Origin of the sequence: Mesorhizobium sp. B2-5-3, assembly GCF_006441005.1 — a bacterium.
Lineage (GTDB): Bacteria > Pseudomonadota > Alphaproteobacteria > Rhizobiales > Rhizobiaceae > Mesorhizobium.
Genome location: NZ_VFUS01000001.1, coordinates 423,496 through 437,252, shown reverse-complemented (window position 1 = coordinate 437,252; position 13,757 = coordinate 423,496). Strand labels below are relative to the sequence as shown.

Genomic DNA, 13,757 nt, shown 5'->3' with positions numbered 1-13,757 from the left:
TCTTCTTCCTCGTTCTCACAGCCGCCGGTCTCCCCCGCCGTGGCGCTGAAGCGTCACTGGACGTAGCCGACGGGCTGGCCTGTGACGGGGTGCGCGAACACACCCATCTCGACCCCGAAAATGCCGTTGAGCACATCGCCTTGCATGATTTCGCCGGGCGTGCCGCGCGTCAGCAGCCTGCCGTCCTTCAGGGCAATCAGCTCGTCGCAATAGCGCGCCGCCATGTTGGGATCGTGCAGCACCACGACGACGCAAAGGTCGCGCTTGCGGCTGAGATCCCTGACCAACCCAAGCACCTCGACCTGATGGGCGATGTCGAGCGCCGAGATAGGCTCATCGAGCAGCATGACGCCGGCATTCTGCGCCACCAGCATGGCGAGCCAGGCGCGCTGGCGCTCGCCGCCCGACAGCTCGTCGACCAGCCGGTCGGCAAAGCCGGCCATGTCGGTCAGGGCCAGCGCTTCCTCGACATGCCGTCTGTCGTCCTGGCCGAAGCGGCCGAGCGCGCCATGCCACGGATAACGTCCGAGCGCCGCCAGCTCGCGCACGGTCAAGCCGGTCGCCGCCGGCGTCGTCTGCGGCAGATAGGCAAGCGCCCGCGCCAGTTCGCGCGCACCCCACTGGGCCAAAGGCCGCCTGGCGAAGGTGATGGCGCCAGAGCTTGCCGGCTGCTGGCGCGCCAAAAGCTTGACCAGCGTCGACTTGCCGGACCCGTTGTGGCCGATCAGCCCGTAGACGCGCGCACACTGCAATTCGAGCGAAACCGGACCGAGCAGCGTCCGCTCGCCCACGGCAAAGCGCAACGCGTCGATGTGGAAAGCAGTCTGGGTGTCAATTCCGGTCAAGGTCCGTCTCCAGTACGGCTGCGGGCATGTCATCAATCCGGTTTTCGGCAGCCGTGCCCGGTTGACTATGAAACATGACTTTACTAGTCAACAATGAAGTTGAGTTTTTTCGTCAACAAGACATCGTGACGCCTGATGCCGCTTCGAATTTCAGGCAAGGAAGCGTTTCCGTGAAGCGATGAACCGCTCTAAGGTCTTCGCTGAAACAGGAAACCGCGCATGATCAAGGCGACACCCTTCGATTTTCCCTATGACGGCAGGCTGGTGGCCGAGAACACCGCGCTGGTCGTGATCGACCTGCAGCAGGATTTCCTGTCGACGACGGGTTACTTCGCCAGGAAGGGATATGATCCATCGCCGTTGAGAGCGATCCTGCCCGCGGTGAGCCGGCTGATCGCCGCTGCCCGCGAGGCGGGCGTCAGCATCGTCCATACAAGGCAGGGCTACCGGGCCGACATGGCCGACATGACGCCGTACGAGAAATGGCGCCGCAGGCGGGCCGGCCTCGACGGCACCGAGATCCTGCTTCGTTCGGGTCCGGGTTTTCAGATCGTTCCGGAGATCAACGTCGCGCCGCGGGACATCATCGTCGACAAGACCTGCAACGGCGCCTTCACCTATACGGATTTCGAGCTCGTGCTGCGCGCGCGAGGCATCACGCATCTTCTGTTTTGCGGATGCACTACGGATGTCTGCGTGCACACGACGCTGCGCGAAGCCTGCGATCGCAACTTCCAGTGCTTGACGATCTCCGACGCCTGCGCCAGCGGCGACGGACGGGCGCATGAGGCGGCCCTTCACATGGTGACGGTCGAAGACGGCGTCTTCGGCGTGCTGGCGGATTCTGGTGCAGTCATTGAAGGCCTGTCACGGCTGGGTAGCAAGGCGCGTTAAAGGATTAGGTACCGCAGAGCAGCCTCGCACGTCATAGACACGGCAGGATAGCACCCTCCGGCAGGCCAGAGCGGTTGGAAAGGAAATTTCTCCGCAGTTCAGCCCGTTGCCCGTGTTTCCAGTCCCGTGCGCTGCGCGAAAGCCCCATGCTGGAACTCGCCGCTTTCACGCCGCGCCAGCGAATTGCGCAGCAGCGCGATCGTCTCGCGGCCGACTGTCGCGATCTCGCGCGGCGTGTCGACACCGACGATCATGAATTCATCGATGCCGAGAGCCGCGTAAGCAAGCAGCGACAGGGCGGCCTGGGCCGGCGGACCGGAGACATCGACCGCCTTGTGCCCTGCCGAGGAAATTCCCCGGTGGATGCGGACCGGAAGGGCGAAGCGTAGTCTGGCGGCCCGGCCATGTTCGGCGGCGGCGCCGCGCACACGCTCCATCAACTGCCTGACATCGTCGATCGAACCGGGCGCCAGTTCGAAGACGTCGGCATGCCGGCCGGCCACTTTCAGTGCCGTGCCGGACTGCCCGCCCATGCGGATGACGAGGTCGGCACCATGAGGCCCCTTGCGCGGAACATAGCCGCCCTTGATGCTGTAGAACGCGCCTTCGTGGTCGAAAGGCCGCTCGTTCGACCATAGCCGCTTCAACAGAACCAGATACTCGTCGATGCGCTGCCAGAGGACACCGTGTCCGACCGGACGCGCTTCGGCATCGTCGTCGCTTAACGGCTCGCTGATCATCCTGAGCGCCAGGCGGCCGCCGCTGCGGGCGTCGATCGAGGCAAGCTGCCGCGCCGCCACGGTCGGTTCGACCACGCCGGCCCAATGGGTGAGGACCACTTCCAGCGACGAGCTGCGGTCCAGCACCTGGGCGGCAAGATCCATATTGGTCAGCAGGCCGGCCGGATCGTCGACGACGAGGTTGCGGAAACCGCCATCCTCGATCAGCGCCAGCCTGGTCGCCGTCTCGGCAAAGTCGTAGAAAAAGGAAACTGCGCTATCGGCAGGATAGGTCTTGCCGGGCACATGCGTGAATTCGATCGGCATTGCCATCTCCTCCATCTCTGGAATCACGGATGCGGTCAGATACGAATCAATGGCGCACGCGAAAGCGCACCGGGATCCGGTTCATTCAACTCCGATTGCCTGAAGGCGGTGGGTCGTCAGCCTGGCCGGACCACGGCTCAGGGAATGAGGCCCAGAACAACAGCCCCGGTGAACACGAACGCAAGGGCAAAGACGACATAGGCGAAAGCACCGGCATAGGCCGGGCGGAAGCTCTGGGCATTGGCCAGCCTCTGGCCGCTGCTGCGGGTCTCGGTGTTCTGCATATAGGACATGTCGACCTCCGTCTCGCCGGTTAATCTATAAAAGTTGTAGACTTTGTCGATTGCTATTTTTCGGCCATGCGCAGAATTTTTTTCTAACAGCGCCGTGAGAACTGGCGCTGAGTTGCTGCAGAGCGGCATCGGCGTGATCGACGGACATGGCAGCGTCGGTTTCACTTCCGGCGCTCGACGGCACTTCACTTGCCGATCCATTCGTGCATTGGCCGCCCCGCGCGGGCAGGATAGCATCGCGGCAGAGCGACAATGCGAGATCGTCCAAAGGACATTTGGGAGGAGCAAGGAAATGGGAGCAAGACTGGCCGGCAAGGTCGCCATCGTTTCGGGCGGCGCGACGGGAATGGGCGGGGCGGCCTCGGAACTGTTCGCGGCGGAAGGCGCAAAGGTGGCGATCATCGACCGCAATGGCGAAGCGGCGGCAGCCACCGCCGCGGCGATCCGGGCGCGCGGCCAAATCGCGGAGCATTTTGTCGCCGACGTTTCCGACGAGGCGCAGGTCGAGGCGGCCGTGAAGGGCGCGGCCGAGAAGTTCGGCGCGGTTACCGTCCTGTTCAATCATGCCGGCACCATCGTGATAAAGCCGTTCCTGGAGACCAGCGTGCAGGAATGGGACTGGCTGCATGCCGTCAACGTGCGCTCGATGTTCCTGATGACCCGCGCCGTGCTGCCCGGCATGATCGCGGCCGGCGGCGGCTCGATCGTCTGCACCTCGTCGATCTCGGCGGTGGCGGCGACGCCGAACGAAGTGCTCTATGACACCACCAAGGGCGCCTGTCACATGTTCGCGCGCGCCATCGCCGTGGAATTCCGCGACCGCAACATCCGCTGCAACGCCGTCTGCCCCGGCTTCATCCGCACACCGCATGGGCTGCGCGAGGTCGCCGATCTGGGTAAGCTCGGCGTCGATGTCTCCGACGCGGCGTTGGCCGCACAGCAGGGGCGGATCGGCGAACCGGAAGAGGTGGCAAAGGCGGCGCTGTACCTCGCCAGCGACGAGTCGAGCTTCGTCAACGGGGCCCATCTGTTCGTCGACAATGGTTTTACCGCGATGTGAGGTGTCCCAAGGTCCAGGGTCTTCGTCCCAAGCCCTACTCGTCTATCGTTCTTCCCGTCGAAACGGCTTCAGCAGCGCCGACGGCGCCACCGCGTTGCGCGACATCACCGCCATGGCGACGATGGTGAAGATGAAAGGCAGCATCAGGAACGCCTCGTAGGGAATATGCCCGAGACCGCTCGCCTGCATGCGCAACTGCAAGGCATCGACAAAGGCGAACAGCAACGCCGCTCCCGCCGAGCGCCACGGATCCCAGCGGCCGAACACGACCAGGGCGATCGCCACCCAGCCGCGCCCCGAGACGACCCCGAAGGTGAAGGCGTTGAACTGCGCCATCGACAGAAAGGCGCCGGCCAGCCCCATCAGCGCCCCGCCGAGAATGACCGCCTGGAAGCGGGTGACAATGACGCTGACGCCGGCGGAGTCGGCGGCGCGCGGGTTTTCGCCGACCATGCGCACCGACAGCCCCCATGGCGTGCGGTAGAGCACGAAGGCGGCGATCGGGATGGCCAGGATCGCCATGTAGACCAGCGCGAACTGGTTGAACACCGCCGGCCCAAGCACGGGAATCTCGGAGAGGACCGGGATCGGCAGCGTCTGAAAACCCTTGATGCTCGGCGGCACCGATTGCTGGCCGAAGATCAGCCGGTAGAGGAAATAGGCCAGACCCGACGCAAGCAGCGTCACGCCGATGCCGCAGACATGCTGGCTTAAGCCCAGCGCCACCGTGAACAGCGCATGCAGCGCCCCCATCAGCATGCCGGTCAGCACCGCCGCCAGGACGCCCAGCCATAGGTTACCGCTGAGGCTGGCGGCGGTGAAGCCGGCCATTGCCGACAACAGCATGATGCCTTCGATGCCGAGATTGAGCACGCCGGCGCGCTCGGAGAACATTTCGCCAAGCGTGGCGAAAGCCAAGGGCGTGGCGATGCGGATGATGGCGGCCAAGAAGCCGACCTGGAAGATCTGTTCGAACACCGCGCTCATTGGGCGGCTCCGACGCGGCGGATGCGATAGGCGGTGAACAGCAGCGCCACCAGCATGGCAAGCAGTGCCGTGCCCTGGATGACATCGCTGAGGAAGGCCGGCACGCCGGTCGCGCGCGACATCGCCTCGGCGCCGGTCATCACGGCAGCCAGGAAGATTGCCGCCGGCACCACGCCGAGCGGGTTGAGCCGCGCCAGCATTGCAACGACGATGCCGGAATAACCGTAGCCCGGCGAGATGTCGCTCATCACCTGAAAATGCACGCCGCCAACCTCGCCGACGCCGGCGAGCCCGGCTAGCGCCCCGGACAGCAACGCCGTCGAGAGCAGCACCCGCTGGACATTGATGCCGCCATATCTGGCCGCTTCCGGATTTTCGCCGGTGACCCGGATCTGGAAGCCGAGCGTGGTGCGCACGATCAGGAACCAGATCAGCGGTGCCGCGATAAGCGCCACGATGACGCCGAGATGCAGCCGCGTGCCCTCGATCAGCACCGGAAAATTGGCCGAATCCTCAATCGGAGGCGAGATCGGATAGCCACTGAAACTATCCTTCCATGGCCCTTCGATCAGCGCCATCAGCGCGTAATAGATGACCGAATTGAGCAGCAGCGAACTGACGACGTCGTCGACCTTGAATTTCACCCGCAGCGTTGCCGGCACGAGCGCGACGGCTGCACCGGCCGCGGCGCCTGCCACTGCCATCAAAAGCATGGCGAGCGGTCCCGGCATCGGGATCGCGCCGACGAAGCAGCTCGCCACCGCGCCGGCAAGCAGTTGCCCTTCGGCGCCGATGTTCCAGAATTTGGCGCGGAAGGCGACAGCCACCGCCAGCCCGGTGAAGATCATGGGCGCGGCGCGCACCAGCGTTTCGGTGATCGCATAGCTGTCGCCGAGCGACGCCGTGAACATAACGCCGTAGGATTCGAGCACGCCGGCGCCGGCCAGCGCGATCAGGCCGCTGCACAGCACAAGCGCGGCACCGATCGCCAGCAACGGCAGAGCCAGGTTGAACCAGGCGGGCGTCGAGCTGCGGACTTCGAGGCGAAACATCAGCTATGGCCCTCCGCTCCGGTCATCAGCAGCCCCAGCCGTGCGATCGTCGCATCGGCGCTGGGAAGCGTGCCGGCGATGCGGCCCTCATACATCACCGCGATGCGGTCGCAGAGCACGAGCAACTCTTCCAGATCCTCGCCGATGACGATGATGCCGCAGCCCTTGGCGCGCATGTCGAGGAATTTTTCATGGATGAAGCGCGCGGCTCCGATGTCGAGGCCGCGCGTCGGCTGCGAAACGACAAGCACCTTCGGATCGAAGGCGAGCTCGCGCGCCAAAAGCGCCTTCTGCAGATTGCCGCCGGACAGGGCGCCGGCGCGCGTCATCGGCCCGGGGCATCTGATATCATAGGCCTTGATCTGCGCCTCGGCGAAGGCGCGGATCGCATCCGGCTTGAGCAGGCCCTTGCTGCTGAAAGCGGCGGTGCCAATGCGCGGCAGCACCATGGAATCGGCGAGCGGCAAGTTGGTGACCAGTCCCGTCGTCATGCGATCTTCCGGGATGCGGCCAAGGCCCAGCGCCTGCACCTCGCGCGGCGAGAAGCGAGACACTTTCTGCCCCGCAATCGTCATCAGACCGGCATCCGGGGCTCGCACACCCGAGATCACCTCCGCCAGTGCCCGCTGGCCATTGCCGGAGACACCGGCAATGCCGAGGATCTCGCCGGCGCGCACGGAAAGCGACACATCGCGCAGCGGCGTGCCCGAATGGCTCGAGGTGGAAATGCCGTCGAGAGTGAGCACCGCTGCCCCCGGCGTCGATGGCCCCTTGGCCGGCGGCACGATCTCGTGGCCGCACATCAGTCGCGCCATTTCCGCCGATGTGGTGTTGGCCGGATCGTCGACGCGGCCGGCGACGCGGCCATGCCGCAGCACCGTGCAGCGATGGGTGAGCGCGCGCACCTCGTTGAGCTTGTGCGAGATGAAGATGATGCCCAGACCCTGCGCCGCCATCGACCGCAAGGCCGAAAACAGCCCGTCGACTTCGCTCGGCGCAAGCACCGCGGTCGGCTCGTCGAGAATCAGCAGTTTTGCGCCGCGAAACAGCGCCTTGACGATCTCGAGACGTTGCTGCTCTCCGACAGACAGCGCCGAGACCGGCAGGCTGGGATCGAGTGTCAGCCCGTGCTGGCGGCTGATTTCAACCAACCGCGCCAGTCCGCCGGCGCGGTCGATCCGCCCGGATTTGCCTGGTATGCCGATAAGCAGGTTTTCCAGTACCGTGAGCCGTGGCGCCAGGTGAAAATGCTGGTGCACCATGCCGATGCCGGCGGCCAGCGCATCGGCCGAACTGGTGATCCGCACCTTCCGGCCCTGGATGAGGATCTCGCCGGCGTCGGGCGCATAGGCGCCGAACAGCACGTTCATCAGCGTCGTCTTGCCGGCGCCGTTCTCGCCCAGCAAGCCGAGGATCTCGCCGGGCGCCACGCTGAGGTCGACGACTTCGTTCGCCTTGACGGCGCCGAAACTCTTGGTGATGCCACGCATTTCGATGAGGGGGGCGGGCAAGGGCGCTCCTGCGGAGATGGCTCTGCTTCACCCTCCCCCTTGTGGGGAGGGTCGGCTTGCGATCGCAGCGAAGCGAAGATCGTAAGACGGGGTGGGGTGCGGCGCCGACCCCAACCCGCTCCGCTTCGCGGATCGACCCTCCCCACAAGGGGGAGGGTTAAGGAACTCAATCCGAAACCGGTGTGTTCTCGTCCACGTCGACGCGGAAATTGCCTTCGAGGATTTCGGCCTTCTTCTTCTCGACCATGTCCTTGACCTCGGCCGGCAGCGTCTTGTCGAACTTATGGTAAGGCGCCAGGTGAGAACCGCCCTTGGCCATGCGCGAGAAATCGCCATAGTCCTGCGCCGTGAAGACGCCGGCCTTGACCAGTTTTATGGCTTGTTCGACGGTGGGATACATATCCCAGACCGGGCCGGTAATGACGGTGTCGGGGCCAAGGCTCGACTGGTCGGACATGTTGGAGATGGCGTAGATCTTTTTCTCCACCGCCGCTTCGATGACCCCGAAACGCTCGGCATAGATGACGTCGACGCCGGCGTCGATCTGCGCCACCGCCGCTTCCTTGGCCTTGGGCGGATCAAAGAAGGAACCGATGAAGGCGACCTTCTTCTTGATGTTCGGATTGACCTCCTTGGCGCCGGCGAAGAAGGCGTTGACCAGCCGGTTCACTTCCGGAATGCCCATCGCCGCGACGGCGCCGACCGTGCCCGACTTCGACATCTTGCCGGCGATCATGCCGGAGAGATAGGCGGGCTCGTGGATCCAATTGTCGAAGACGCCGAAATTGGGCTCCGCCGGCCCGGCGCCGGAGCCGAACAGAAAAGCAGTCTTCGGGAACTGCTTGGCGGTACGGCGCGATTCACGCTCGGCGGCGAAGGCATCGCCCAGCACCAGTTCATAGCCGCCCTGTGCATATTCGCGCATGACGCGGCTGAAGTCGGCGGTCTGCACCTTCTCCGACCATTTATACTCGATGCCGAGTTCCTTCTCGGCCTTCTGCAAAGCGACATGGATCTGATTGTCCCACGGCTCCTCGATGGGCGTGGCGAAGATCGCCGCTACTTTCAGCTTCTTGTCCTTGGCGAAGGAGCCGCCCGGCAGCATCGCGGCGGCCAGGCCAAGCGCGCCCAGCTCCAGCACGTTGCGCCGCGAAAGGCCTTCGCGCGTTGAATGAGATTTGTTCTTCCGGTTTTCCATTGCAGTCCCCTCTGTTCGACAGCCGTGTCGAGCCGGCCGTTCTAAAAATCAGACGAGGAACTATGGAACGGGTCCGGACTTTTGTCCACATGGTCAAATTTGGCAGATCGATCATATCCACTCTCCTGGACTAGCCGGGAGAGCGGTTGTTCAGACCCGTTCGAGCGCGATGGCGATGCCCTGGCCGACGCCGATGCACATGGTCGCCAGCGCATAGCGGCCGCCGCGTTCGCGCAGCTCCAGCGCCGCCGTGCCGGAGATGCGCGCGCCCGACATGCCCAAGGGGTGGCCGAGCGCTATGGCGCCGCCATTCGGGTTGACGTGTGGCGCATCCACCGCGATGCCGAGCTGGCGCAGCACTGCGATGCCTTGCGAGGCGAAGGCTTCGTTGAGCTCGATGACATCGAGCTGTTTTGGCGTCAGGCCAAGCCGTGTGCACAGTTTTTGCGTCGCCGGCGCCGGGCCGATGCCCATGATGCGCGGGGCGACGCCGGCGGCGGCCCCGCCGAGGATGCGGGCGATCGGCGTCAGGCCGTATTTCCTGGCCGCCGCTTCCGAAGCGACGATCAGCGCCGCCGCCCCGTCATTGACGCCCGAGGCATTGCCGGCGGTCACCGTGCCGCCTTGCCGGAACGGCGTCGGCAGCTTGGCCAAGGCCTCTATCGTGGTGCCAGCGCGGGGGTGCTCGTCCTTCGAGACGACAACCGGATCGCCCTTGCGCTGCGGAATGGTCACCGCGGTTATTTCCTTGGCCAGCCGGCCATTGGACTGCGCGGCGACGGCCTTGTCCTGGCTGCGCACCGCGAAAGCGTCCTGGTCCGCGCGGGAAACCGAAAAATCCTCGGCGACATTTTCGCCCGTCTCCGGCATGGAATCGACGCCATACTGACTCTTCATCAGCGGGTTGACGAAGCGCCAGCCGATCGTGGTGTCGTAGATCTCGGCATTGCGTGAAAACGCCGTCTCGGCCTTGGGCATGACGAAGGGCGCCCGGCTCATCGATTCGACGCCGCCCGCGATCATCAGCTCGGCCTCGCCGGCCTTGATTGCACGGGCGGCGATGGTCAGCGCATCCATGCCCGAGCCGCACAGGCGGTTGACGGTCGAGCCGGGGATTTCCTTCGGCAGGCCGGCCAGCAGCAGCGCCATGCGCGCCACGTTGCGGTTGTCCTCGCCGGCCTGGTTGGCGCAACCGTAGACAACGTCGTCGACCGCCTGCCAGTCGACGCCGGCATTGCGCTCGATCAGTGCCTTCAGCGGAATGGCGCCGAGGTCGTCGGCGCGTACCGAGGACAGCGAGCCGCCAAAGCGGCCGATCGGCGTGCGGATATAGTCGCAGATATAGGCTTCGGCCATGTCAGTCAGCTCTCCCGTTTCCCTCATGCGCCGCCTTGGTGCGACGCGTGCAGGTCGCGCAATGTCGTAGCTCGGTTCGCTTGGCGCCGGCATTTCGTCAAGCGCCTGCGCGAACTTAACCACCCAGCCACAGCTCTCCTGCCCTGCTGGCGAATCACGCTTGGATGCAGCGCCACGATCAGCCGGTTGGCCGCGAGCTCAATGCTTCATCCGATCCCTCATCGCATACCACAGCATTCCCAGCACATAGAGCGGCCCGCGCAGCGCCGTGCCTCCGGGGAAGGGCATCGGGGTCAGCGTCGAGAACAGGTCCAGCCGCGAGGCGTCGCCGGTGATGGCTTCGGCGAGCAGCTTGCCCGACAGCGTCGACAGGATGACGCCCTTGCCGGAATAGCCGTGCGCGTAATAGACCTCGCCATAGTGCCCGACATGCGGCAGTCGCGACGTCGTCACCGACACCAGCCCACCCCAGGCATGGTCGATCCGGCAGCCCTTGAGCTGCGGAAAGGTGCCTTCCATGTGCGGCCGCACGAAACCGGCAATATCGGCCGGCGGCGACGGCGTGTAGCGCTCGCCGCCGCCGAACAGCAGGCGACCGTCGGCCGACATGCGGTAATAGTTGACGACGAAGCGCGTGTCGGACACCGCGACATTGGCAGGAATGACGTTGCGGGAGCCCTCCAGCGGCTCGGTGGCGACGATGTAGTTGCCGACCGGCATGATGCGGCTGTTGACGCGCGGCTCCAGCCCATTGAGCAGCGCGTCGCCAGCCAGCACGACATGCTTTGCGCGCACCGATCCTTTTGACGTCGAGACCCGGATCGAAGGCTCGCGCTCAAGCCGCACGGCCACCGAATTCTCGTGGATGACGACGCCGGCCGCGCTTGCAGCGCGGGCAAGCCCGAGCGTGTAATTCAAGGGATGCATGTGGCCGCCGAGCGGCTCGTACATCGCGCCGTGATAGGGCGTGTCGACCTTGGCCCGGGCCTGCGCCGCCGACAGGATCTCGAGGTCGCGGAATTTCATCACGCTCTCGAGGCATTTCGCCTCTTCCTCCAAATCCCTGAGATCGGAGCCGTTGACCGCGCCGACCAGATGGCCGGTCAGCCTGAGATCGCAGTCGATCGTATGGCGCTCGATAATGTCGAGCACCAGGCTGCGCGCCTCGAAGGCGAGATCGAACAGCGCCTTTGCCCGTTCAGGCCCATAAAGCTTGACCAGGCCCTTGGCGCCCTTGCGCAGGCCGGGGATCATCTGGCCGCCATTGCGGCCCGAAGCGCCCCAGCCAATCTTGCCGCCTTCCAGCAGCACCACCTTCAAGCCGCGTTCGGCGGCGTGAAGAGCGGCCGACAGACCGGTGCAGCCGCCGCCGACGACCACCAGGTCGGCCTCGACATCGCCGATAAGTGCCGGATGGTCCGGCGCCGGATTGGCGGTGGCGACATAGTAGGACTTGCCGATGTCGAGACCGGAATTGAAACCCGTTGAAGATGCCATGATCACACCTTCAGCAGCAGGTGGTCGCGTTCCCAGCTCGTCACCACGCTCTGGAACAGGTCGAGCTCGACGCTTTTCACGCGCAGATAGGTCTGGAAGAAGTCCTCGCCGAGCAGTTTGCGCACCGGTTCACAGGCCTCGAAACGATCCAGCGCCTCCTCCATCGTTTTCGGCAGCGTGCTCTTGATCTTGTAGGCATTTCCGGATGCTTCCGCCGAGCGCGCCAGCTTCTGTTCGACGCCCAGATAGCCGGCCAGAAGCGAGCCGGCGATCGCCAGATACGGATTGCAATCGGCACCCGGCAGCCGGTTCTCCACCCGCCGCGCGGCGCGCCCGCCGGCCGGCACGCGCAGGCCGCAGGAACGGTTGTCATGCGACCATTCGATGTTGGCCGGCGCGCTGTGGTTTGGTCTAACGCGTCGGAACGAATTCACGTTGGGCGCGAACAGCGGCATGATTTCGGGAATGTATTTTTGCAGGCCGCCGATGAAATAACCGAACATCGCGGTATCGGCATCATCGCTGCCGGCAAACAACGTGTTGCCGGCCTCGTCGATGACTGACATGTGCAGATGCATCGAGCTGCCGGCCTGTGCGGCGATCGGCTTGGCCATGAAGGTCGCATACATGCCGTCTTGCTGGGCGGCTTGGCGCGTCAGCCGTTTGAACAGCAGCACCTTGTCGGCCAGCGGCAGCGCGTCGCCATGCAGGAAGTTGATCTCCAACTGCCCCGGTCCCGATTCATGAATCAGCGTATCGAGCGGCAGTCCGGCGATCGCAGCATAGTCATAGATGCGCCGAACCACCGGTTCGTATTCCTCGAGCGCCGCCATGTCATAAGGATGCTGCACGGCCTCGGCGCGGCCATTGCCGCCGGTCGGCGCGGTCAGCGGCTTGTCGGGATCGGGATTGGGCGCGGTCAGGTAGAATTCGAGCTCCGGCGCCACTACCGCCCGCCAGCCGCGCTGCCGGTAGAGATCGAGCACGGCGCGCAGAACATGGCGCGGCGAGGCCATCCATGGCCGGCCGTCCATGTGGAAGGCGTCGGCGAAGACGTAGGCCTTGCCAGCGCCGGCGCCCGGCGCCAGGCAAAGCGTCGAGACATCGGGCACCATGCGCATGTCGGGGTCCGAATACGCAAAACCCTCGTCGATGGAACCGGAATAGCGGCCGTCTATGCTGACCAGGAAGGCGCTGCTCGGCAGATAAAGCGCACGGTCTTCCAGCGCTTTGAGGAATTTTGCCGTCGGCAGCGCCTTGCCGCGCAGCACGCCGTTCATGTCGGGCACAAGGCATTCGACCTCGTTGATGCCGTGCTGCGCCAACCAGGCCTTGGGATCGGTGGAGGGCGCGGTATTCGTGTTCTTCTCAAGCATTTTGTTCGAGTCCGTATCAGAGAGAGTATGGCTTGCGCGACCACGTCCGTTCCGGGGTTCAGCGCCATCTGGGCTGCATTTCCCTTGAGGCGGGCGCGCATGGCGTCGTCGGCCAGAAGGCCGGGAATGGCGCTCTCCAATACTCCTTCGGTCCAGCCGTCACGGCCGATATGATCGCCGGTGCCGGTCTCTTCGGCGCGGCGTGCATTGTCGTGGCCGTCCCGGCAATAGGGCATGATCAGCGACGCCACACGGAAGCGCAGCGCCTCAAAAAAGCAGTTGCTGCCGCCATGGTGGATGAAGAAATCCGACTTCGCTGCGGAAACCAGGGGTCGAGATAGATATTGTCGGGCACCGCTCGGTAGGCGTCGCGCAGGCCGCCGACATTGACGATGAAGCGCGCCGGCAGCTTGTCGGCAAAGACACCGGAAAGGCCGGGTTGGGAGATGAAGACGGGGCGGGCGCCCCGCACGGCCTGCGCGATGCCGACGCAATTCAACGCCGCGCCGAAGCCTGCTTCGGGAAACAGCGCGATGGTCGGGCTGGCTTTACGCGTCAATTATTTCCTCTTCATTCCGGCCGGCTGGTCATGCCGAACGGCGCGAGAGCGCCGCGGCCGGCCGCTTGCGGTCGCAGTCTGCG

At 64.7% G+C, this 13,757-nt stretch carries 14 protein-coding genes; 2 read left to right on the top strand and 12 right to left on the bottom strand.

Annotated elements, in window-relative coordinates; all coding sequences use genetic code 11:
• Window positions 1-53: 53 nt before the first annotated feature.
• Complete coding sequence (locus FJ867_RS02250) at window positions 54-845, bottom strand: ATP-binding cassette domain-containing protein (protein WP_181168304.1); 792 nt, start codon at window positions 843-845, stop codon at window positions 54-56.
• A 219-nt stretch (window positions 846-1,064) separates the two neighbouring features.
• Between FJ867_RS02250 and FJ867_RS02245 the strand changes: the two genes are divergently transcribed.
• A complete protein-coding gene (locus FJ867_RS02245; protein WP_140554810.1) occupies window positions 1,065-1,739 on the top strand; it encodes an isochorismatase family cysteine hydrolase in 675 nt (224 codons plus the stop codon).
• A 98-nt stretch (window positions 1,740-1,837) separates the two neighbouring features.
• On the opposite strand, the gene FJ867_RS02240 is transcribed toward FJ867_RS02245, so the two are convergent.
• Together FJ867_RS02240 and FJ867_RS02235 are read right to left on the bottom strand one after the other, a co-directional pair.
• Window positions 1,838-2,785: an LLM class flavin-dependent oxidoreductase gene (locus FJ867_RS02240; protein ID WP_140554811.1), complete on the bottom strand. Its 948-nt coding sequence runs from the start codon at window positions 2,783-2,785 to the stop codon at window positions 1,838-1,840.
• Window positions 2,786-2,922: 137 nt separating this feature from the next.
• Entirely contained in the window at window positions 2,923-3,078 is a 156-nt protein-coding gene (locus FJ867_RS02235) for a hypothetical protein (protein WP_140492547.1), read from the bottom strand.
• A gap of 292 nt (window positions 3,079-3,370) precedes the next feature.
• On the opposite strand from FJ867_RS02235, the gene FJ867_RS02230 reads away from it, so the two are divergent.
• Window positions 3,371-4,138 carry an SDR family oxidoreductase gene (locus FJ867_RS02230; RefSeq protein ID WP_140492551.1) on the top strand — a complete coding sequence of 256 codons (768 nt, stop codon included), beginning with the start codon at window positions 3,371-3,373 and terminating at the stop codon, window positions 4,136-4,138.
• Window positions 4,139-4,180: 42 nt separating this feature from the next.
• Here the strand turns inward: FJ867_RS02230 and FJ867_RS02225 are convergent, their stop codons facing one another.
• From FJ867_RS02225 to FJ867_RS28940, 9 genes are all read right to left on the bottom strand, one after another.
• Window positions 4,181-5,125, bottom strand: coding sequence for an ABC transporter permease (locus tag FJ867_RS02225; protein WP_140524643.1), 945 nt, complete (start codon window positions 5,123-5,125; stop codon window positions 4,181-4,183).
• Complete coding sequence (locus FJ867_RS02220; protein ID WP_140728673.1) at window positions 5,122-6,177, bottom strand: ABC transporter permease; 1,056 nt, start codon at window positions 6,175-6,177, stop codon at window positions 5,122-5,124. The genes FJ867_RS02225 and FJ867_RS02220 overlap by 4 nt, the downstream gene beginning before the upstream one ends.
• On the bottom strand, window positions 6,177-7,688 hold the full coding sequence (locus tag FJ867_RS02215) for an ABC transporter ATP-binding protein (protein ID WP_140816418.1): 1,512 nt from the start codon (window positions 7,686-7,688) through the stop codon (window positions 6,177-6,179). The genes FJ867_RS02220 and FJ867_RS02215 overlap by 1 nt, the downstream gene beginning before the upstream one ends.
• Window positions 7,689-7,854: 166 nt before the next feature.
• Window positions 7,855-8,886: a BMP family protein gene (locus FJ867_RS02210; RefSeq protein WP_140816416.1), complete on the bottom strand. Its 1,032-nt coding sequence runs from the start codon at window positions 8,884-8,886 to the stop codon at window positions 7,855-7,857.
• Window positions 8,887-9,036: 150 nt separating this feature from the next.
• Window positions 9,037-10,242, bottom strand: a complete 1,206-nt coding sequence (gene pcaF, locus FJ867_RS02205; protein WP_140816414.1) for a 3-oxoadipyl-CoA thiolase — start codon at window positions 10,240-10,242, stop codon at window positions 9,037-9,039.
• Window positions 10,243-10,440: 198 nt separating this feature from the next.
• The gene (locus tag FJ867_RS02200) at window positions 10,441-11,739 is read right to left on the bottom strand and encodes an FAD-binding oxidoreductase (RefSeq protein ID WP_181165198.1); all 1,299 of its coding nucleotides are present in this window, start codon (window positions 11,737-11,739) and stop codon (window positions 10,441-10,443) included.
• Window positions 11,740-11,741: 2 nt separating this feature from the next.
• Entirely contained in the window at window positions 11,742-13,115 is a 1,374-nt protein-coding gene (locus tag FJ867_RS02195; RefSeq protein WP_140816412.1) for a glutamine synthetase family protein, read from the bottom strand.
• Window positions 13,016-13,444 (bottom strand): nucleotide disphospho-sugar-binding domain-containing protein, encoded by a 429-nt coding sequence (locus FJ867_RS29340; protein ID WP_348640498.1) that lies wholly within the window; start codon window positions 13,442-13,444, stop codon window positions 13,016-13,018. The genes FJ867_RS02195 and FJ867_RS29340 overlap by 100 nt, the downstream gene beginning before the upstream one ends.
• Window positions 13,354-13,674 carry a hypothetical protein gene (locus tag FJ867_RS28940; RefSeq protein WP_224655810.1) on the bottom strand — a complete coding sequence of 107 codons (321 nt, stop codon included), beginning with the start codon at window positions 13,672-13,674 and terminating at the stop codon, window positions 13,354-13,356. The genes FJ867_RS29340 and FJ867_RS28940 overlap by 91 nt, the downstream gene beginning before the upstream one ends.
• Window positions 13,675-13,757 lie beyond the last annotated feature (83 nt).